Annotated in this window: 15 protein-coding genes; 13 read left to right on the forward strand and 2 right to left on the reverse strand. The window is 37.2% G+C overall.

Translation table 11 applies throughout. The features are described 5' to 3' along the window. Positions 1-103: 103 nt before the first annotated feature. On the reverse strand, positions 104-1,084 hold the full coding sequence (locus tag QNH17_RS09925; RefSeq protein ID WP_283879472.1) for a glutaminase: 981 nt from the start codon (positions 1,082-1,084) through the stop codon (positions 104-106). Positions 1,085-1,461: 377 nt separating this feature from the next. On the opposite strand from QNH17_RS09925, the gene QNH17_RS09930 reads away from it, so the two are divergent. From QNH17_RS09930 to QNH17_RS29970, 3 genes are all read left to right on the forward strand, one after another. Then, a complete protein-coding gene (locus QNH17_RS09930) occupies positions 1,462-2,715 on the forward strand; it encodes a sensor histidine kinase (protein ID WP_283879473.1) in 1,254 nt (417 codons plus the stop codon). A 10-nt stretch (positions 2,716-2,725) separates the two neighbouring features. Next, positions 2,726-3,670 (forward strand): response regulator, encoded by a 945-nt coding sequence (locus tag QNH17_RS09935; protein ID WP_283878516.1) that lies wholly within the window; start codon positions 2,726-2,728, stop codon positions 3,668-3,670. Between the two features lie 362 nt (positions 3,671-4,032). Then, entirely contained in the window at positions 4,033-4,293 is a 261-nt protein-coding gene (locus QNH17_RS29970) for a GNAT family N-acetyltransferase (RefSeq protein WP_481858616.1), read from the forward strand. Positions 4,294-4,503: 210 nt separating this feature from the next. Here QNH17_RS29970 and QNH17_RS09940 read toward each other — a convergent pair whose 3' ends face one another. Next, on the reverse strand, positions 4,504-5,631 hold the full coding sequence (locus QNH17_RS09940; protein WP_283878517.1) for a GntR family transcriptional regulator: 1,128 nt from the start codon (positions 5,629-5,631) through the stop codon (positions 4,504-4,506). Between the two features lie 281 nt (positions 5,632-5,912). Between QNH17_RS09940 and araD the strand changes: the two genes are divergently transcribed. The 10 genes from araD to QNH17_RS09990 all read left to right on the forward strand — a co-directional run bounded on the left by araD (position 5,913) and on the right by QNH17_RS09990 (position 23,462). Further along, positions 5,913-6,608 carry an L-ribulose-5-phosphate 4-epimerase gene (araD, locus tag QNH17_RS09945; RefSeq protein WP_283878518.1) on the forward strand — a complete coding sequence of 232 codons (696 nt, stop codon included), beginning with the start codon at positions 5,913-5,915 and terminating at the stop codon, positions 6,606-6,608. Between the two features lie 111 nt (positions 6,609-6,719). Then, positions 6,720-8,210 carry an L-arabinose isomerase gene (gene araA / locus QNH17_RS09950; protein ID WP_283878519.1) on the forward strand — a complete coding sequence of 497 codons (1,491 nt, stop codon included), beginning with the start codon at positions 6,720-6,722 and terminating at the stop codon, positions 8,208-8,210. Positions 8,211-8,311: 101 nt separating this feature from the next. After that, positions 8,312-9,907, forward strand: coding sequence for a xylulokinase (locus tag QNH17_RS09955; RefSeq protein ID WP_283878520.1), 1,596 nt, complete (start codon positions 8,312-8,314; stop codon positions 9,905-9,907). Between the two features lie 447 nt (positions 9,908-10,354). Further along, complete coding sequence (locus tag QNH17_RS09960) at positions 10,355-12,004, forward strand: cache domain-containing sensor histidine kinase (RefSeq protein WP_283879474.1); 1,650 nt, start codon at positions 10,355-10,357, stop codon at positions 12,002-12,004. A gap of 35 nt (positions 12,005-12,039) precedes the next feature. Then, complete coding sequence (locus QNH17_RS09965; protein ID WP_283878521.1) at positions 12,040-13,245, forward strand: response regulator transcription factor; 1,206 nt, start codon at positions 12,040-12,042, stop codon at positions 13,243-13,245. Next, a complete protein-coding gene (locus QNH17_RS09970) occupies positions 13,245-15,128 on the forward strand; it encodes a substrate-binding domain-containing protein (protein ID WP_283878522.1) in 1,884 nt (627 codons plus the stop codon). Before QNH17_RS09965 ends, QNH17_RS09970 begins: the two co-directional genes overlap by 1 nt. Positions 15,129-15,445: 317 nt before the next feature. Further along, entirely contained in the window at positions 15,446-17,416 is a 1,971-nt protein-coding gene (locus tag QNH17_RS09975) for a family 43 glycosylhydrolase (RefSeq protein ID WP_283878523.1), read from the forward strand. Positions 17,417-17,520: 104 nt separating this feature from the next. Then, positions 17,521-20,265: a family 43 glycosylhydrolase gene (locus tag QNH17_RS09980; protein WP_283878524.1), complete on the forward strand. Its 2,745-nt coding sequence runs from the start codon at positions 17,521-17,523 to the stop codon at positions 20,263-20,265. A 356-nt stretch (positions 20,266-20,621) separates the two neighbouring features. Then, complete coding sequence (locus QNH17_RS09985; RefSeq protein WP_283878525.1) at positions 20,622-21,632, forward strand: substrate-binding domain-containing protein; 1,011 nt, start codon at positions 20,622-20,624, stop codon at positions 21,630-21,632. Between the two features lie 12 nt (positions 21,633-21,644). Continuing rightward, entirely contained in the window at positions 21,645-23,462 is a 1,818-nt protein-coding gene (locus tag QNH17_RS09990) for a cache domain-containing sensor histidine kinase (protein ID WP_283878526.1), read from the forward strand. Positions 23,463-23,466: the final 4 nt, after the last annotated feature.

Below are 23,466 nucleotides of genomic sequence, written 5' to 3' on the forward strand. Positions count from 1 at the left end.
ACTCCAGTAAAAGTTTAGTAGTTTGATATCAAAAAATAAAGATCTAGCGACTTAGTGTCTTCCTTTTATTACTTGGCAGAAGCAAAGTTTCTGCATATGCTTATTAGAAAATACTTAGATCCCATTCTTGTACTAAATGTTTTAATAGCATAACCCCTGTTAGGCTATTCCCATATTCATCAATAGCTGGTCCATATATACCAATACCGCATCCATCTTGAAAAGGCAGTTTACTTCTGACGTTTGGAGGAACTAGTGCCATTATGCCCCCAGATACACCACTTTTTGCTGGCAACCCGACAAATGCCGCAAATTTACCCGAAGCATTGTACATTCCGCAAGTAAGCATTAAGGCTTTGGCTAATTTAGCTACTTTTTTGGGCAGGACCTGTTCTTGACGAATAGGATGATATCCATCGTGTGCAAGAATCAGTCCAATCAAGGCTATGTCTTCTGTGGTTACTTCTATTGAACATTGTTTCATGTAAACCTCTAAAGCTGCCTCTACATCCGATTCTAAATAATCCGTTTCCTTTAAATAGTAAGCTAAAGCTCTATTTCGGTAAGATGTTTTCCACTCAGATTGATACACTTCCTCATTAATAGCCGGACGTTTTCCTATCAGTTTTTCGATTAATTGATAAAGAACTTCTAATTTTTTGTTTGAAGTTTCTCCTGGCAGTAGTGAAGCTATGGTAATCGCCCCAGCATTAATCATTGGGTTAAACGGCTTTCCCGTCTTATGCATTTCTAAACGAATAATGGAATTAAAGGCATCCCCAGTTGGTTCTACATCAACTCTCTCTAACACATAAGAAATACCACAGCTCAAGCATGCGGCTATAAAGCTAAGCACTTTTGATATACTTTGCAATGTGAAAGATACTTCATAATCCCCTGACTTTATCGCTGTTCCATCCGGTCTTATGATGCAAATGCCTAAATGCGATACGTTTTTCGTTCTTAAAGCAGGAATATAATTGGCGGTTTGCCCTTTAGTAGCAAAGGATCTATAATGTGCAACCCATTCATCTAAGAAAGCATTCCTTTGGCTATAAAGCTTATCGTTTTGGTCTTTAATCATCCCTTCAGCCATATCCTTCCACCTCTCTAATTTTTTGAATGAAAACTTCCTTCCTTTAATACCTTCTGCAGAAAAAAATAATAATAGACTGGTATAAAGACATGAAAATTGAATACCTTTAAGCGCTTTCAGAATATTTCCATAAAAACCTAGCTTTAATTTATGATTGGAACTATATAATCTGACGGAAAACTACAAAATAACTAAAAAATAAATTTCAAATATGGGAGAGCCCAATTAGTAAGAGATTTCTTATAAATCATTTTAGCGTTGTATTGAGGTCGATGAGACTGTATACTGATTTCAAATAAAACTAGGGAGGTGACTCCTTGAACCTAAGTACTATAGTTAAAAAAGACGTCTATATTCTTGTTCTAATGGTATTAACCGTTCCACTGGCAGGTGAAATAAAGTTTTATCCGTTAAATGAAACATTTCGAGTAAGCTTAGGTGCCCCGGCATTTTTCTTTTTATTGTTACTGCTGCAGAAAACACCAGCAGTTTTACCGGGTTTTTTAACAGGAACAGCGGTTGTTCATTTTCGTATTCTTTTAGACCTTATTGAGCAGGAGAATTTTGATTGGACATCCTCCTTCCAAGCCCAGTATCCCAGTTTTTTCTATTATTTCACTTATTCTTTGCTGTTTTTTTTAGTGAAAACCAACCGCTTTCAAAATAGACCCTTAATGATCGGATTTATTGGCCTTTTAATCGAAATTTTGTCCGATATGTTTGAACTAATGATTCAATATTTCGTATTAGAAACAACGATAACCTTCACGAAACTAAGTGAGATCATCATGATCGCGTTCACCCACAGTTTTATTGTTCTTAGCTTTTTCAATATGATGAAATTGTATGAAGTACAGAAGAGGGAAAGACAAATTAGAAAACAAAATGAACACATGTTCATGCTTATTTCCAATTTATATGAGGAAAAGGTTTATTTAAAAAAAACATTAAAAAATATAGAGAATATTACAAAGGAATCTTATCATTTATATCGCAATTTAAAAGAACAGGAACAACGACATCATGTTTTAAACCAGCAGTTTAGCCAAAAGTTATTACGTATTGCTGGTGAAATTCATGAAGTTAAAAAAGATAACCAACGAATTTTTGCCGGGCTCTCAAAATTAATTACGAATGAAAGTTTTCAAGACTATATGAATGCTGCTGAATTAATTCAATTAATTATACAAATAAATAAAAAATATGCCGACTCACTAGGAAAAGAGATTAAATTTTTATATTCCGTAGAAGGGAACCATCCCAATTATCATGTTTATACCGTGTTATCTCTCATCAATAATTTAGTAGCGAATGCAGTGGAAGCAATAATAGAAAAGGGAAGCGTTCGTTTAAGTCTGCGTGAACTTAGTGATACTGTTGTATTTCAAGTTGCTGATACTGGACCTGGCATCCCTGGAAAATATGAAAATGCTATCTTTCAGCCTGGATTTACCTCGAAGTATGATCATTTAGGAATACCTTCAACAGGGATTGGACTTTCATATGTAAAAGAAGTAGTGAAAGACCTTGGAGGGGAGATCCTATTCCAGAATAATCATAGCAACGGCGTTGTTTTTTCAATCGAGTTACCAATAATGAATTTGATACAGAAAGGGTAAGGGTGGGTCCATGCGTTTTTTTATAACGGATGATGATAGTGCTATTCATTCAATCTTAAGCCAAATAATTGAAGACGAAGATCTGGGAGAAGTGGTAGGGGAAGCCGAAGATGGCTGCCTATTAGAAGGACACATTTTGAATTTAAAACAAATTGATATTTTATTTATTGATTTATTAATGCCAATCCGTGATGGTATTGAAACAATTCGTCATATAAAAGGTGAGTTTTCTGGAAAAATTATCATGATTTCACAAGTTGAATCAAAAGAACTAATTGGTGAAGCGTTCTCTCACGGAATCGATTATTATATTAGCAAACCAATTAATCGGATTGAAGTATTAACAGTTATTCGAAAAGTAATGGAACGGATCAATTTAGAAAGATCGATTAATGTTATCCAAACCTCTTTAAATAGTTTATTAAATTTGAATCAGCCAAAAGTTGACAAATCCAATATTTTAAATGAAAAAAGAATTCTAGAGGTCGGAGAATTTCTGTTGGCTGAATTAGGGATCGTAGGAGAAAATGGGCATAAAGATTTAATAGAAATTCTTCAATATTTATTTAAGTATGAACTTACACATACTTTTGAACAACATTTTCCAACCCTTAAAGAGATATTTGTACAAATATCGAAAAAAAAACTTGGACTATCAGCTTCACAAGTTGATATTAATCGAGAGATTAAAGCTTCCGAACAACGCATTCGCAGGGCGATTACTCATTCGTTAAATCATTTTGCGTCGCTAGGTTTAACAGATTTTTCAAATCAAAAGTTTGAAAATTATGCTTCAAAATTTTTTGATTTTACCGTCGTCCACCAAAGGATCAAGGAATTGCAAAAAAATACAACAATACAAGCAACTCAAACTCGAGTAAATACAAAAAAATTCATTCAAGTATTTTTTTATGAAGTGAAACGCCTGAATTCAGAGGAATTTAAGTATAGGTAGTTATTATTGGATAAAAAATGAAATTGTGTAAGATTAGTCCGAACAAAAACTAAATTAACTAGGTGCCTTGGTGACATGCTTGGTGCCTAAATTTTTAAAATTACGAATCACAAGAAAACACTAGATAGCATGAAAGCTTGATTTATCAAGACTTGAGGGTATATCAAGATACTAGAAAGACAGGTGCCAGCAAACTTCAAAACGCCTGAGACCACGTGCCAGATCTGGTGGATTCGATTCCCGTGCAGTCCCGCCAAAAACATTGGTATGACTGAATTTTTAGACTTTTCGAACTTTCGATAAAACTATTTTTTTACATATATGCTGTTGGTGTTTTTAATAAATAAGGTGTAATAGTTCCCATTGGTGGACTAAATAAAGACCCTTTTTCAAATCAACTATATATCGGTAGGTTGAGAAGGTTTTATGTTAATAAGAAGTATAGGAGAAACAGTATTGGAAGATTGTTTTTAAAAAAGCTAATTAACCAAGCAAAAAAGTATTTTAAAATATTGGTATTAGATACGGATAGCAAACAGGCTGATAATTTTCTATACTTGCTTTGGATTTTAATGGAAATTCTTTATCCGAATTCAACTCACTTTATGAAAATGGAAAATTAATGTGTTATTAAGTTAAAAGAAAATCAAAAAAGTTTAATGGTTGGTCTGCTGTTTTATCGAAAGAATGGCGGCTATTTTTTTAGATGTTAACGAATGAACTCGATTATAAGCTGTCATCCATCTTGGATTTGATAAATGAAATGGACCATTAGACTTTATACGAGTCTGATGGTCCATTTCATTTATTATTCATAAGTGATTGGGCACTTACTAACTTTGTACCTTCACAAATGGAGCTGTAGAATTTCTTATGACTAAATTTGGCTCATATACAATGGATGGAGGACGATCCCCTTTTTTCTCAACAGCAGAAACAATCCATTTAGCTGCTTCAATGCCCATTTCCATTTTAGGATGGGCAATAGATGTTAGTTTCACGTCTGTTGCCACTGCCAAAGATGAATCATCAAAGCTCACGATTGATATATCCTCAGGAACACGAAGTCCAAGCCGTCTTACCATATTTAAAACATTTAATGCAAGCTGATCGTTGTAACAAACGATTGCGGTAGGCATAGAGTTTGTTCTAAAGAAATTCTCTAATCGTTCCAACAAGTTGTTATTTTGATCTTCTGTTGTAAAGGAAATAACCATTTCTGGGAAAAATGGAAGGCGGTGTTCTCTAAAAGCACGGATAAAGCCTTGCATTCGGTTTACACCTTGAAGGTCATCGTTTTTAAAAAGTCCAATGATTTTCTCGTGTCCAAGTTTAATTAAATGTTCAGTTGCAATAAAACCGCCATGTTCATCATTCATAATCATGTGTGGAGGTATCAACTGAGAATAGAATTGGTTAATCATTAAATAAGGAATGTTGTTTTGCTCCAATTCCAGATAGTAATGTATATTCGGGTTGTACTGGCTGCTTTTTGTTGGTTCTACGATAAGGCCATCAATATTTCGGCTTAACATTGTCTGTAGACATTGTTTTTCCTTTTCCACATCGTTATCCGTACAAGCAAGGGTTAAAGTATATCCTTGAGCAGTTAAATGGGATTCAATTCCTTTTATAATGGATGGGAAAATATAATCTGAGATGTATGTCGTTATCACACCGATATTTTTCCCGTTTGTATTGGATGTATGGATGAAGGATGGAGTTTGCTCCATTGTTTGATCTTTTTTGAAGGAGCAAAAGGTTCCTGCGCCTTGTTCTCTATATAGCAAACCTTCATGTACCAGATCCCCCACGGCTTGTCGAATGGTATGTCTGCTTACCCCGAAAATTTTAACTAACTCATTTTCAGAATAAATCTTTTCACCGGGTTTCACCTTTCCGCTCGTAATCCAATCTGTTATTTTTTCCTTGACTATATTGTATTTAGTTTTTGAAGCCACTATATCACCACTTTCAACTTTAAAGCACTATTTATAACATATACGTACAACATTTTTAATAATCATATCCTAACAAATAAATAACGAGTTGACCATGATAAATTTTTTTCTTTTAGAAAAGATCAAAGATTTATAGTTAACTAGTAAATTTAAGATAAAAAATGCATTGTAAAAAATTTAAAAGATGGTAAAATCTAAATTAAAGTTATACGTACAAGTTTAGGGTTTTGAATAAGTTGTAAGGATAACTGAAGTGAATTATAGTAAAAGGAGGAGACGTTATGTTAGAACGATTGAAAAAGGATGTTTTGGAAGCGAATCTTCATCTGCCAAAACATGGTTTGGTCACTTTTACATGGGGAAATGTAAGCGGTATTGACCGTCAAACAGGCCTCGTGGTTATTAAACCAAGTGGTGTACCGTATGATGAGTTACATATAGATGATCTCGTTGTATTAGATTTGGACGGGAAAATTGTTGAAGGGACCTTAAGACCTTCTTCCGATACCCCAACACACCTTGCCTTATATCGTGGCTTTCCACAAATAGGAGGAATAGTACATACTCACTCTCCATGGGCAACAAGCTGGGCTCAAGCAGGGCGGCGGATACCTGCCCTTGGTACTACGCATGCGGATTATTTTTATGGAGAAATTCCTTGTACACGCACCTTGACTGAAGAGGAAATTGAACGTGGATATGAGCTTGAGACAGGAAATGTCATCATTGAAACCTTTGAAAAGGAAGGCCTTAATCCTGTTTCAATGCCAGGAATTTTATTATCAGGTCATGCTCCATTTAGCTGGGGAAAAAATGCCAAACAAGCGGTACACAATGCTGTCGTTTTAGAAGAAGTGGCCAAAATGGCATTAAACACTTTTATGCTAAACCCGCAAATAAAGGAGATCGACCAATTCTTGCTTGATAAACATTATCTTCGTAAGCATGGTGTTAATGCCTATTACGGACAAAAGTAGTCTATGAGGAACATATTCGCCTTAAACTAAGGTAACTTGTACGTACGAATACTTAAAGAGTACCAATTAATAATTTGATAGATAAATATCTTTTATTTAGGAGGAATTACATTGTTAACAACAAAAGCCTATGAATTCTGGTTTGTAACAGGGAGTCAATTATTATACGGAGAAGATGTACTTCGTCAAGTGGAAGTAAACTCAAGAACCATTGTTAATGGTATGGATGATGATTCTCAAGTCACCCATAAATTAATTTTTAAATCAGTATTAAAGGATTCAGATTCAATTCGCAAATTGATCCTAGAAGCAAATGCTGACCAAAATTGTGCGGGAATCATTACATGGATGCACACATTCTCGCCTTCAAAAATGTGGATTGCTGGCCTTTCTTCGCTTCAAAAACCTTATCTTCATTTAGCTACACAATTTAACCGTGATATCCCTTGGGATTCAATCGATATGGATTTCATGAACTTGAATCAAGCAGCACATGGTGACCGTGAACATGGTTTTATTGCAGCACGTATGAATGTTAAGCGTAAAGTTGTAGTAGGGCATTGGGAAAACCCAGAAGTAAGAGAGCGTGTGGGCAGCTGGATGAGTACAGCTGTGGCGTTTGAGGAAAGCAAAAACCTTAAGATTGCGAGATTTGGTGATAATATGCGCCAAGTTGCTGTAACGGAAGGTGACAAAGTAGAAGCACAAATTAAGTTTGGCTGGACAGTTAATGGTTACGGTGTTGGTGACCTGGTTCAACGCATAAATGATGTGACTGAACAGGAAGTGGATCAGTTAATGGCTGAATATGAACAGCAATATGATATAACTCCTGAAGGACTTACTGATGGTCCGGTTCGCGATTCCATCCGTTATCAAGCGAGAATTGAGCTTGGCATGAAGGCATTCTTGACGGAAGGCGGCTACACAGCATTTACTACTACTTTCGAGGATTTACATGGCATCCGTCAGCTTCCTGGTTTAGCGGTACAGCGTTTAATGGAACAAGGCTATGGTTTTGCTGGTGAAGGGGATTGGAAAACGGCTGCTCTTGTAAGATTGATGAAAATTATTGCAGGCAACGATGGAACTTCCTTCATGGAAGATTATACGTATCATTTTGAGCCAGGGAATGAAATGGTTCTTGGTTCTCACATGCTTGAAGTTTGCCCAACCATCTCTGCCACTCGTCCTAAAATCGAGGTTCATCCACTTGGGATCGGCGGTAAAGAAGATCCTGCCCGAATTGTATTTGATGGAAGAGGCGGCTGCTCAGCATTGAATGCGACCATCGTAGACCTTGGACATCGTTTCCGTCTTCTTGTAAATGAAGTGGATGCTGTACAGCCAGAAAAAGACATGCCAAATCTCCCTGTTGCCCGGGTATTATGGAAAACCCAACCATCCTTAAGTCAAGCCGTTGAAAATTGGATTCTGGCTGGAGGAGCCCACCATACTGGCTACTCTTACAAAGTAACAACTGAACAGTTGAGAGACTTTGCTGAATTGACTGGAATTGAGATGGTCGTAATTAACAACGATACTAAAACCGAATCTTTCAATAACGAATTACGTTGGAATGAAGTTATCTATCGTAAATAGTAAAAAAGTAAGATGATTTAAACAGAAATAATGAAGGAAACAAGGGCCTATTAGAGATAGTTGCCCTAATTTTCAGCTTTAAGGTTTGGGAGGGAAATAACATGAAGCTTGATATAAAAAACGCCATTCAAAGTGGAAAAACAGTTCTTGGTATTGAACTTGGTTCAACCCGAATTAAAGCTATTCTCATTGGAGAAGATAATATGCCGATCGCATCGGGCAGCCATGACTGGGAAAATAGCTATGTGCACAATATCTGGACCTATAGCGTCGAGGATATTTGGAAGGGTGTACAAGACAGCTATCAAAAGATGACTAACGATGTGAAACAGCAATATGGTGTCACCTTACAAACTATAGGAGCAATCGGTTTTAGTGCGATGATGCATGGCTATATGACATTCGACAAAGAGGGAGAGCTTCTGGTACCTTTTCGCACATGGCGTAACAATATTACCGAACAGGCTTCAAAAGTACTCACGGAACTGTTTAACTACCACATTCCTCAAAGATGGAGTATTGCCCATTTGTATCAGGCCATCTTGAATCAGGAAGAACATATTTCTGACATTAGCTTCCAAACAACTCTAGCTGGTTATATCCATTGGAAACTGACCGGAAATAAGGTTTTGGGTGTTGGTGAAGCATCCGGTGTATTTCCAATTGACTTGAATACGAAGAACTATAATCAGAAAATGATTGATCAATTCAATGAATTGATTGCATCTAATTTTCTGCCATGGAAACTTGAAGATATTCTACCTAATGTTTTGGTCGCAGGTGAAAACGCCGGAGTCCTAACTGAAGAAGGAGCAAAACTATTGGATGTTACCGGAGAGCTGAGGGCTGGTATTCCACTTTGTCCGCCTGAAGGTGACGCAGGAACAGGTATGGTAGCAACAAACAGCGTAGCGAAGCGTACTGGTAATGTTTCTGCCGGAACTTCTGTTTTTGCAATGGTTGTATTGGAAAAGGAACTGTCCAAAGTCTATTCCGAGATCGACCAAGTTACCACACCTACTGGTAACTTGGTAGCTATGGCTCATTCTAACAACTGTTCTTCAGACTTGAATGCATGGATTGGATTGTTTGACGAATTTTCAAAAGCAATGGGTATGGAAGTTGACATGAATAAGTTGTATGGAACTCTCTATCATTTGGCTCTTCATGGAGATTCGGATTGCGGCGGTCTGCTCGCTTATGGCTATCTTTCCGGTGAACATATTACCCACTTCGAAGAAGGTCGTCCATTGTTTGTTCGTTCAGCAGATAGCAATTTCAACCTAGCCAATTTCATACGTGTTCATTTATTTACAGCATTGGGTGCGCTGAAAATTGGTATGGATATTCTTCTCAAACAAGAAGAAGTAAAACTGGATGAAATCTTAGGTCATGGCGGCATGTTTAAGACCAAAGGTGTTGGACAGAGTATCATGGCCGCTGCTCTCAATGTTCCAGTTTCCGTTATGGAAACGGCAGGAGAAGGTGGAGCATGGGGGATCGCCCTGCTTGCCTCTTATATGATTAACAAAGCGGATAATGAAAAGTTGGAAGAGTATTTAAGCCAAAAAGTATTTGCAGAAAAAGCTGGTTTGACTATGTCTCCTGATCCTAAGGATGTAGAAGGATTTGAGCATTTTATGAAACGTTATACTAAGGGACTGGCCATCCAAAGAGCAGCAATAAACGCTTCTTAAATGGAGATCATATATTTTGTTTAAACAACAAGAAATCTATTAAATTCTATAAATATGGAGGGTCCGCTGCAGCGGATTTTTTATAAAACTCCCTATAGAAATGATCGTGGATGAAATAAAATCTTATAATAATCCTCAAAAAGCAATGTTTTACGGCATTGCTTTTTGGTATTATACTTATAATACAAATGTCTATATATCGACATAAAATGAGTAAAACTAGTATGATAACCTAGAAAATTTTATTGATAATATCTTTTTTGAAAGGGTATTCATCTTTAAAAATTAATTTTTTACTTCATAAAGAATTAACAGGAGGGATAGATCATTTATTGGTTTTTTAGAAACAAATCTTTATATTTTAAGCTTATTTGTATATTTATTACAATTATCTTACTATCTATAACCATCTCAACAGCATTACCGGCTCATCAATATTCAAAGCAGATTGAACAGCAAGCGAATGATCATACGAGGAAAGATATTGAGCAGGTGAAAAAAAATATTGAGTCTCATATTAAGGAATTAGAAAATATTACAGAGTATTTAAGCAGGACCGAAAATGTAAGCGATTTTTTGCTCGTACAAAAGTCCTCTGCGGGTCTGCAATCTAAAATAAAGAAGCAGATGAAAATGTATACGGATACACACCCTGAGATTGCTGGGGTTTTAATAGTTAATAAGTCCGACTTGTTAATTAGTAATGAAATGTCCAGAACGACAAGAGATCCTCTAACCAATGAGAGTTGGTATAAGCAAGCAGCTAATGCTCCTTCTGTGATTCATTTGGAAAGCAGGCCAATCGGCAGGAACCTCACCACAAGTCCAAAATACAGCGCGGATGAAGTCCTTTCAGTCACCAAAGCGGTCATAAATGAAAAAACAGGTAAAGTTTTGGGAGTTATTCTGATAGATTGGAAGCTTGATACAATTAATAATGAAATCCGGAATATGGGCTTTGGTGCGCATGGATTTGTGTATGTTATAGATGAACAGTCTCGTATAGTATATACCCCAGTTAATAAAATCGTATATCGTATAAAGGATTCTTGGTTCAATAATAGAAAATCAGGAAGCTTTATTAAAAACATTCAAGATACTGATTTCCAAGTGATGTATGACTACTCTAAATATACAAAATGGAAGATTGTTGGAGTTTTCTCAATTAACGAAACGCTTGCTTTTATAAAGGATATGAGATGGACTGCAGGAATAATAGCAATGGTTGTGTTAATTCTGGCCATTATTGCAGCCGCTTTTTTCACATCGTCGATTACCAGGCCTCTCGGCCAACTTAGCTCGCTAATGAAAAAAGCAGCACAAGGAGATTTGGACAATAAATTTGAGAGTAAAAATGAAGACGAAATTAAACAGCTTGGAGACAGTTTTAATAGCATGATTGAATCGATTAAAAACCTTCTCAACCTGATTAATTTGATAGAGAAACGAAAGCGTGAGGCAGAGTTAAAAGTTCTGCAAGAGCAAATTAAGCCTCATTTTCTTTACAATACATTTGATACCATTAAGTGGATGGCCATGGAATATCAAGCAAAGGACATTATGGACGTGATTGATGCGTTGACAAAACTTTTTAGGATTGGCTTGAGTAAGGGAAGAGAAAGTATAAAGGTATTAGAAGAGATCGCGCACATAGAAAGTTATCTGATTATTCAGATGACTAGATATGAAGATAAGTTTGATTATGTTATCGACGTGCAGGAGGAAGCGAGAGAACTTTTTGTTCTCAAACTCATTTTACAACCTCTGGTAGAAAACTCGATCTATCATGCGATTAAAACCAAGAGAGGTCGAGGAAAAATATTAATTCAAGTAAAGATTATTGACAACAAGCTGTTTCTTAGTGTAACGGATGATGGAAGTGGAATGAATCCAGAAATGATAACAAAATTAAATCAACGACTGCAAAAAACAGGGATGATAGGCGGCGAAGATTCGAGCGGATATGGAATGTTGAATGTAAATGAAAGAATAAAGCTCTCTTTTGGAAATGACTACGGGTTAAATGTTCATAGCATAGAAAATCAAGGTACAACAGTAGAGATTTGGCACCCAATCGTACGAGATGTGTCAAGTTGATAAGTTTTTCTTTCATTTAATAGGGGGGGATGAAAGTGTTGAAATTACTTATTGCTGATGATGAACCTAAAATTATTAGGGGTCTGAAAAAATCGCTGAATTGGGATGAATGGAATATTCAAATTGCAGGTGAGGCTCAAGATGGGGAGACTGCATATGAGTTGGCGCTGGAGGTTAAGCCTGATATTCTTTTTTTGGATATTAATATGCCTTTCCTTAATGGATTGCAATTGATTGGAAAACTGAAAAATAAACTGCCTTCATCCATTATTATAATAATTAGTGGACATGATGAATTTTCTTACGCACAGGAGGCCCTGAGATTAAATGTTTTTGAATACTTACTAAAACCGGTTAATCCTGATGACTTGAAAAGAACTGTTACCAAAGCGGTCAACCATCTAAATGAATCTAGAAGAAGTAATCAAAGGGTCCAATGGATGAATGAACAATTGGAAGAGAATGTCGATTTGGTTAGAAACAGCTTTCTATGCAAGTGGGTTAAAGGGCAGTTAAATGAAGAAGAAATACATAAGCAGCTCCACTATTTTCAACTAGATTGGGAAAAAGTTGGGATCTTTGTAATGAAGCCTATCAGGCTAGCTGCAGAAGGAAATATCGGAGATGCTTGGGAAATGGACCTATTGTTTTTTAGCATGCAAAACATTATCGATGAATTACTCGAGGCTTTCAAGCCGCGTGTTGTCTTCCGAGATGAAAGCAATCATATCGTAGTAATGATTCCTTCGGAAGAGTTAGAACCAATGGATCTATTATGTGACCAATTTGAAGAGGTTATCGAAAAGTTGACAAGTAAAAAAATAATGATAGCCAAAAAAGTTGTAGAAAAGCCACCAACCGAAATCCCAGATGTTTATAGTCATTTCATCAAAGAGCTTAACGAACAATCTATGATTCTGCCTGTGGTTATATTGGCTAAAAGATATATTGAGAGACACTATTATAAACAAGATTTAACCCTCCAGGAGGTAGCTCAAGAAGTTAATGTTAGTCCAAGTTATTTAAGCCGGCTTTTAAAGGAGGAATTAGGATCTTCCTTTATCGATTACTTAACCCAAGTCAGGATTCAATATGCGATTAAATTTATGGAAAACCCATCATACAAAATTTATGAAATTGCGGATAAAGTCGGTTATAACACTCAGCATTATTTTAGTACAGCTTTTAAAAAGGTAATGGGTGTATCTCCTTCTAATTATGTTAAGGAGGCAGGGCATTAGTGAAAGCTGGGTTTCGGATTAAGAAAAGATATTGGATGGCAATTTTAGTCTTAATAATCCTTGGATGGTTTGGCTATAAAGCAGCGCATGCTTCTCACCAGTCGAATGAAGGGACAAAATTTGTTATAGGTGTGTCCCAGGCAAATTTAACTGAACCTTGGCGAGTAGCGATGAATAATGAAATTAAAAGTGAATCAGATCGATATAAAGATTTGCATGTAATTTATACTGATGCAGCTCATAGTATTGATAAACAAAAGCAAGATATTAATAAATTACTTGATTTTGGGATTGACTTGTTGATTATCTCCACTAATGATTCCAAAAGTTTAACACCTATAATCGCTAAGGTGCATAAAAAAATACCCGTTATCGTCTTAGGTCGAGCAATCGATGGGTATGATTATAGCTTATTTATTGGACCAGCCAATGAGGTCATTGGAAGAAACGCAGGGCAATTGGTGGCAGATCTGGCTGGAGATAAAAAAGTAAATTTAGTAGAAATACAAGGACTTTCCCAATCACCTCCAGTGATTGAAAGAAGTAAGGGCTTCAAAGAAATAATCGAAAATCATCCGAATATTCACCAGGTGGATACGATAGTTGCAGATTGGAATAGAGATAAGGCCGAAGATGAGGTAATAAAGAGGCTAAAAAAGAACCGCAAAATCAATTTCGTCTTCGCACATAGTGATGCAATGGCACTTGGGGTACATAGGGCATTAGAAAAAAAGGGAATTCAAGGATTTAATATCATTGGCGTGGATGGACTAGAAGGTGATGATGGAGGACTTGATTTGGTTAGACGTAACATTTTGAAGGGGACCTTCGCCTATAGGACGGGTGGCAAAGAATCTATTCAGTATGCAATGGATCTATTGCAAGGAAAATCGGGTATTCCCAAAAAAATTCTTTTACGTGTGAATAAAATTACGAAAGATAATGTGGACCAATATGTACAAACCAAGCAAAATACATTAAATATTTCTAAACAACAAAAAAATAGGATTGAACTAGGATTTGTACAAGTTGGTAAAGAAAGCAGCTGGCGAGCAGCCAATTCCAGCTCTATCAAAAAAGCCGCCCAAGACTTTGGAATTGAGCTTAAATTTAAAAATGCCAATCAAAGTATGAATAATCAAATAAAAGCTATTCGGAATTTTATTCGGGAAAGGGTAGATATTATTGCGTTTTCTCCGATTGTGCAAACGGGGTATGAAGATGTTTTGAAAGAGGCAAAAATGGCTGGAATCCCTGTGATTTTGACGGACCGGGAATTGAGCCTCAAAGATGATACCCTTTGGCTGACCTCTATTGGCTCTGATTTTCAGGAAGAGGGAAGGAGAGCTGCCAGATGGCTTTTAGAACAAACCAAAGGAGTAAAAAAGAACATAAATATTGTAGAATTGCAGGGGACACCGGGTGCTTCACCAACTGTTTATCGGAAAAAGGGATTTGAGGAGCTGCTAAGAAACCATTCGAACTATCACATCATCGCTTCTCAATCAGGGGATTTTACGAAAGAAGCAGGCAGGAGTGTCATGAAAGATTACCTGGAAAAGTATGGGGAGGAAATTCAGGTAGTTTACGCCCATAATGATGACATGGCGCTGGGAGCGATTGAGGCCATCGAAGAGTATGGGAAAAGGCCTGGTAAAGACATTTTGATCATTTCAGTAGATGCTACAAAAGAAGCCTTTAATGCCCTGTTTGCAGGTAAGTTGAATTTGACAGTGGAGTGTAATCCGATGTTAGGGCCTGAATTAATGAAAGTGATAATGGATTATACGGAAGGAAAAGAGATTCCGGTCAAAATCGTCACAGAGGAAGGGATTTTTAGTCAGGAGAACGCCAAACGGGATTTCATTAATCGGGCTTATTAAGACTAGAACTAACTAGGAACAGGGATAGAAGAATTGAACATGGTTATTGCTTATATGAACAATAATAAGCTTCATTTAAACATCTAGTGAATAGACCTTGAAACCACGGTAAAAGTGGTTTTAAGGTCTATTTTTCTTTTTAATATACTTAGTTAAACTAGTATGCAATTTCTACCGAAAATTTTGCAATAAAAATAATGTGTTGTATTTTATAAAATATCGTAGATTTTTATAAAGATTGTCTACAACTGATTTGATATACTCTCACATATGAAAGCGTTTAAATATGATCTTTTAAGGAGGTATTTCACAACCTTATGAAAAAAGTAGTATCGAAAATTATGTTATCAACACTACTATTATCATCTTTTTCAACTGCAGCCTATGCGGATAACCCTATCATTAAGGATAAGTTCACCGGAGACCCGGCAGCGCTCGTTCAGGGTGACAAGGTTTATCTCTATGCAGGACACGATGAAGCAAATGCAGGTGGAAACTTCTATTACATGCCAGAATGGGTTATTTATTCTACCACTGATATGGTGAACTGGAAACAAGAGGGGTCACTAAGCGTCAAGGATACCTTCTCATGGGCAAGGGAAGATGCCGCATGGGCGAGTCAAGTAATCGAGAGAGACGGTACCTATTATTGGTATGTGGCCACTAATAATAAGGACGGTAGTGGATATTGTATTGGTGTAGCTACCTCCAAAAGTCCAACGGAAGGGTTTAAGGACGCACTTGGAAAGCCATTGATTACCAATCAAATGACGACTTCAAATATTTCTTGGGATGATATTGATCCTACAGTAATGATAGATGATGATGGACAGGGTTACCTATACTGGGGAAATTCGTATCCATACTATGCAAAGCTCAAACCGAACATGATCGAGCTGAACGGGGAAATTCAAAAGGTTACCATCAACAACTTGAAAGGTGGTTTTACAGAAGCTCCGTGGATTCATAAGCGAAATGGCAAATATTATTTATCATTTGCTCATAATTGGCCAGAAGGTCTAGCTTACGCGATGAGTGAAAGTCCTACCGGTCCATGGGAATATAAGGGAATGCTTATGGATCCGTTCACCTCAGACCCTAATGATAAAAACAATAGTAATACTAGTCATCAATCCATTATTGATTTCAAAGGAAAGTCGTACATTATTTATCATAGCGCTGCTTTGCCAACCGGAAGTTCATACAGACGCTCAGTCTCAATCGATCGATTATACTACAATCCCGACGGCACAATAAAAAAAGTTGTCCCTACTTCCACAGGCTTGGATGGTGAAGGACAAAAGCTGCAGTCGTACAGTTTCCTAGACCGCTATATTAGGCACTATAACAATGATGCACGGATTGATCCTTTAGACGCATTAAATATTTCAAATTTTGATGCCAGATGGCAGATAGTCCCTGGACTAGCGAATTCAGGAGAGGAGTATGTTTCCATTCAGTCTGTGAATAAGCCAGGATATTATTTAAGACATAGTAATAATGTTCTCGCTCTTGTAAAAAATGACGGGTCAAATCTATTCAAAGCTGATGCCACGTTTAAAAAGGTTCCAGGTTTATCGGATTCGAACTGGACTTCCTTTCAGTCATATAACTTCCCGAATTTATATATTAAGCAAAAAGATTACTTATTGAAGTTAGAGCAAGTGAATACCGAAGGGGATAAAGAGAATGCAACATTTAAGATGTCAGAAGCAGATGTAAAGGATGTCCAACTGGATATTGATAGCCTTACACTGCAAGAAAATGATGAAAGCAGTATGTCTGCTGTTGTATTACCAAATAGTGTAATTAATCAAAAAGTGACTTTTACTTCCAGTGACCCTAATGTGGTATCCATTTCTAAACCAACATATAATCCTGAAGATGGTAAGACAACCGTTACAATTACTGCAAAATCTCCTGGTAAGGCTGATATCATTGCCACAACTGACGAAGGACAATTTACTGATTCGGCTACAATTACTGTAGAAAAACAGTTGCCTACAACTATAAAGGATTTAAAAATATCTGTGAACAATAGAAAAGTAATAATTGAGGGCTATCTGACCCAGAAAAAAGGGACGGATGTGGCTGTTAGAGTTACAGCACCTAATGGCAAATTGGATTATCTTGATCAAATAACCACTGAAGATGATGGTAAATTCAGTTATAACTTTACACTTTCGAATCATGCAGCTGGCAAATATGATGTAAGTCTCGGTGCTACAGGCTTAAATGAAATTGTGAATACCAGCTTCCAATATAAGCCCGGACCACAAAATCAATAAATATCTTGGAATACTTAACTAGGTATCTAAGCACTAGTTTAGGAGAGACAATCTAGTAAACTAAAAAGTCAATCTTATATAAGAATCATAAGGAGGGATTAAATATGAAGTTGAAAAAAACAATTCATTGTGCACTGGCAGTCACACTTTTGTCGGTTCCAACAACGGTTGTTCCTTCTTGGGCTGCAACATTAACTCCAGAAACAACAAGTGCTGTTCAACAGTCAACTGGAAGTGTTTCAGTAACAGAGGAAGGCCTCACATCTTGGTATAAATTCGATAAGTTAATCGGGACATCCATAACTGATGCCTCGGGTCATGGCAAGGATGCCACCGTTATGAACGGGGCTTCCCTAACTACCGTGGACGGCAGGACCGGTATTGATCTTGATCATACGAAAAGCCAATATGTGCAGCTACCAACAGGTATTATGAGTACTCTGGATAATTTCACCATCTCCACATGGGTATATTTGGATTCAAAAACAGGTGATTGGACTCGAATTTTTGATTTCGGAACAGGAGCTAATGCAGGTAAAATCTTCCTTACTGAAAACTTGTATTTGGATGTAGTAGGACGAGTTGCAGATGCAACTCCGAGTGCTCCGAAGGTCGGTGAATGGACACATATCTCTATCAGCAAAACCGGAACAGCTTACACAATCTATGTTAATGGCAAGATTGGTGCCACGGGAACTTCAACCAAGAAACCGTCCGATTTCGGGGAAACTGCCTATAACTATATCGGAAAATCGAATTGGCCCGATCCTTATTTAGACGGTAAAGTGAGTGATTTCCGCATCTATAACAGAGGATTGAGTGCTGATGAAATCCAGCAGCTTGTCTCAGAATCTATGACTGACCAAGAAGCCGTTGGAAGGATTGCTAAAACTCTGACTCTTGGTGATACTTCAAAAGTCATACAAGATTTAAAATTACCTGTGACTGCTGACGGTGGGGTATCGATTTCTTGGAAATCTGACTCTCCTTCAGTAATTTCCAATACAGGTGTAGTGACAAGACCTGCAAAAGACCAGAAGGATGCAAGTGTTTCCTTGACAGCAACAATTAACCGGAATGGTTATACAGAAATGAAAACCTTTAACGTCACTGTGCTGGCTGATAGTATCGTATCGATTGATGACGTGAATCTGAGAACAATGGTAGATTTCCCGCCAAAGTTTCCTAAGAAGGTAACTGTACACCATTTCGATGGTCATACTGAGCAACTTGATGTAGAGTGGGACCCTATTTCAAATGATGATTTCTCACAAGTTGGGAAGCTTGAAGTCAAGGGATCGGTTTATGGTACCAAAATCCAGCCTGTTGCCAATATAAGTGTTACTAAGATTGCTAAAGTTGACGAGGTGAACGTTAAGACAAAACAGGGCACCGCTCCACAGCTTCCATCTACTGTAGATGTACATTATAGTGACGGATCTACTGGAACACTCAATGTGGATTGGGCAGAAGTGAACAAACAAGATTATTCAAAAACCGGAACCTTTACTGTAAAAGGCGAGGCGACAACCTATGAATATACTGACCCCTTGATTGAGCAAAGAGCAGATCCTCACATTTTTAAACATACAGATGGCTATTATTATTTCACAGCATCGGTTCCTGAATATAACCGTATTGTGTTGCGGAGAGCAAAAACTCTCCAGGGCCTTGCTACAGCAGAGGAAAAAGTAATTTGGACCAAACACGCTACAGGGGATATGGGAGCGCATATTTGGGCCCCTGAAATCCATTTTATTGATGGAAAATGGTACATTTACTTTGCAGCGGGTGCAGCGGAAGATATTTGGAAAATCCGTCCATATGTTCTCGAGTGCGGGGATGCGAACCCACTTACAGGAACATGGACAGAAAAAGGCATGATGCAAAAACCAGCAGGCAGTACGGCCTTCACCAATTTTTCTTTAGATTCCACCACATTTGAGAACAATGGCAAACGTTATTTCGCCTGGGCACAGAAGGATGGCGGAAATTCAAATCTTTATATCGCGGAAATGAGTAATCCATGGACGATTGCAGGGAAACCGGTTATGATCTCCACTCCGGATTACGCTTGGGAAAGACAGGGATTTTGGGTCAATGAGGCACCGAGTGTTTTAAAACGGAATGGGAAAATATTCATGACTTTTTCTGCAAGCGCCACCGATGCTAACTATAGTTTGGGGTTATTGACCGCTTCGGAAACTAGTGATTTATTGGATCCTAAATCATGGAAGAAATCGCCAGAACCAGTGTTGAAAAGCGATGAAACAACGGGCCTGTACGGACCGGGACATAATGCCTTTACTGTAGCGGAAGATGGGAAAACGGATATCCTTGTTTATCATGCCCGCTCCTACAAGGATATTCAAGGAGATCCCCTGTATGATCCAAACAGGCATACAAGAGTGAAGAGAATAACTTGGAATGCAGATGGTACACCGAATTTCTCAAGTGTTCCAGTAAACGGAAAAGTACCAGGACCTACTATTCCGGTAGAGGCAAAAGTAACTGTTGATGACAATGCGGATTTTTCGGTCGTCACTGATTTTAGTTCATTAAAACTACAACCGAAAGAAAAGTTAAGTGCTAAAGTTCAGGTTAGTAGCAATAAAAGTATTACCCAATCTATTTTAGTGACAATGGTTCTATATGACGGTGAAAATAGACTAGTAGACTCCCAATCTCAGACCCAAAGCATAGCAGCAGGTTCTAAGTCATCTTTTTCTGTGAGTATGAAGCTTCCTTACAAATTGGATGGTCACAAAGTGAAGGTATTTGTGTGGGAAGGCGAGGATATTGAATCCTCATCACTAAAGCCTGTATCGGTACCGAAAGTTTTGGAATAGAACTAGGATATGTAATAGGTAGTATCAGAAATATATGAGTAAAAATAGAAATGCCAAATCAGCCAAGTGCTTTTAAAAAAAGCCTTGGCTTCTTTGCATTTATCCTCTCCCCAGTGCGATCATAGATGATAATACTAATTCCAATTTACCTTTTAACGCTAACCAAAAAATAGCAGATTATTATAAACAATTCTTGATTTTTATAAATACATTTATTGTTTTTTTCATTAGAATCATTCAAAGAGAAAAGAGTGAAATAGCCGTCTAAATAAAGAGATGAGGACTGTTCGAATGGTATGTACAGTGAACTTTTATTGTAATCGCTTTCTCTATGACCTTTGGAAGGGGGTTTATAAGTGAAAAAACTATTACTAATTTATGTCTTTCTGTTAATCTCCTACTTTCTTTATATGTATAACTATCATTTTAATGAGTCGCAATTATCTCATTTAGAGAAAATTCAAAGAGAAAGCCAAGAGGGAATTAGTGAGAAGTACGTAATGGTTACTTTCCAGTCAGGAATTGACTATTGGAAAGGCTCTTTAAAAGGGTTTGAGGATGCAGCTCAGAAGTTGAATGTATCAGTTGAGTACCGTGGAGCAACACAGCATGATATACATGAACAAATTACTGTGATTGAACAGGTAATAGCCAAAAAGCCAGCGGGTATTGCGATTTCTGCTATTGACCCTGACGCATTATCTATCACTTTTGAAAAAGCAAAGGATGCGGGTATTCCTATCGTTTTATTTGACTCAGGTGCTCCCTCGGACAAAGTGTCTTCATTTTTGGGCACTGATAATTATAAAGCTGGCATAACGGCAGCGCAAAAGTTAGCTGAATTAATGGGTGCTAAAGGAAAAGTGGCTGTTATAACATCACCAAATCAATTAAATCACCAGGAAAGAACAAAGGGATTTCTAGACACAATTAAGAAAACAGCAGGAATAGAGGTGATAGCAGTAAAAGATGGAAAGGGAGATCAGTTTGTTTCAAGGAAGGTAGCTATGGACCTTTTAAAGAATCATCCAGATTTGAAAGGGATTTTTGCTACAGAAGCCAATGGAGGGGTTGGGGTCGGTGAAGCTGTTGGTATTCTAAAGAGGAATCAAAAAGTGAAAATTGTAAGTTTTGATACAGATAAACCAACTCTGGATTTGATAAAAGACGGTACTATATCTGCAACCTTGGCTCAAGGTACTTGGAGGATGGGGTTTTGGTCTTTACTGTTCTTATTTGATCTCCAACATAAAAATTCTCCAATAATAAAACGTGAATTTTCAGATCAACCTCAAATGACATCATATGTAGATACAGGGATTTCTATTGTTACTAAAGAAAATGTAGAAAATTACTATGCAAAGTGAGCCACCAAGAATATGAGAGATTTGAAGAAATTAGACAAAAATAAACTTTTTATAATAAACAATCTTCCAATACGATTTAAGTTAATTATTCTATTGATGCTAATCAGTATTCTGCCTTCCATTGGTCTTGGGTTTCTGACGGGATGGACTGTAAACCACATTATCGAGAGACAAGTGAATCAAAATACACTTCAGCTAATTGGTCAGGTCAATAAAACTCTGGATTTCTACGCCGGTAACATGCAAAACATGAGTTATTTGATAGCTTTTAACCCGGAAATTAAGCAATTTTTGTACGAGAAAAAAAGTCAGCAAGGCAAACGGCTAAATGATGATTATCAGATACAAACATTTCTGCAAGGACTTACAACTTTGTATCCCGAAGCAGCAGGCATTCTTGTGGTAAACAGCAATGGTCAGTACATCAGTAACGACATGTATACCCGCTCAAAGAAAAGCCTTACGGAAGAATCATGGTACCAAGCTGCTGTAGAAAGTGAAGGGATATTCAAAATATTAGGGCACCCCTCTAACAGAAACATAACTAGCCATGTACATTACAAGGATGATGAGGTTGTGTCAGTTGTACGAGCTATTTTAGACCCTGATACCCAGCAAGTAAAGGGTGTTATATTAATTGATATGAAACTGAGAGTTATATCGGAAGCAACAAAAGATGTTCGCTTAGGGAAAACCGGTTATTTAATGGTGATTGACGATAAAGGCGAAAATATCTACTCGCCATCAGAGCCCTTTCTAAACAAGATTCCGATTGATTGGTTCCATTCAAATGAAGATGGTAATTTCTCTAAACAAGTCAAAGGCAATAAGCTTCAATTCATTTACAGTAAGTCTCCTTTTACCGGTTGGACAACTGTAGGTGTATTTTCTACAAAAGAATCAGTATTCGAGGTAAGGGAAATTCATTTTTATGTGATAAGTTTCGTTTTCTTCGTGTGTTTGTTTGGCCTTGGGGCCTCTTATTATTTATCCTATTCTATGTCAAGACCCATCAGGCAACTCATGTCGTTTATGCAAAAAGCAGAATTAGGAGATTTTTCTGTCCGTTACAAAGGAGAACGAATGGATGAAATAGGGTTACTTGGGCGCAGCTTTAATACCATGCTTGTTCAAATTAACAAACTAATTACACTAAATGAGCAGCAAGAGCGCCAAAAACGTGAAGCTGAACTACGGAGTCTACAGGCTCATATTAAACCTCATTTCCTTTACAATACATTAGACACTATTCATTGGTTGGCCCGTAAAAAAGGTGCAGAAGAAGTTGCTGAATTGGTAGAGTCGTTATCAAGGCTTTTCCGTATTGGGTTAAGTAAAGGTAACGATATTATTCCTCTAAAAGAAGAAATGGAGCATATTAGCAGTTATCTAAAGATTCAAAAAGCTAGATATCAAGAAAAATTACATTACACATTAGATATTGCTTCAAATGTAGAAAGGATCAATGTATTAAAACTTGTATTACAGCCAATTGTAGAAAACGCTATATATCATGGAATCAAAGAGAGGCGGGGACCTGGTCATATTAGTGTAAAAGCAGAAGAACATGAAGGAAAAATAGTTTTTCATGTTAAAGATGATGGGAAGGGAATTCCCAATGAAAAGCTGGAAGCTCTAAGAAGTAAATTGGGAACGTTAATCACTCAATCTCAACACTATAAAGGAAGTGAGAATTTCGGGTACGGAATGATTAATGTCCAAGCCAGAATTAAACTGACTTTTGGTGATGAATACGGTATATCAATTGATAGTGAAATAGGTAAAGGTACAACAGTGAAGGTTGTACTTCCTGCCATTAAAGAAAAATGAAGCG

Source organism: Neobacillus sp. SuZ13, assembly GCF_030123365.1.
Classification (GTDB): domain Bacteria; phylum Bacillota; class Bacilli; order Bacillales; family Cytobacillaceae; genus Neobacillus.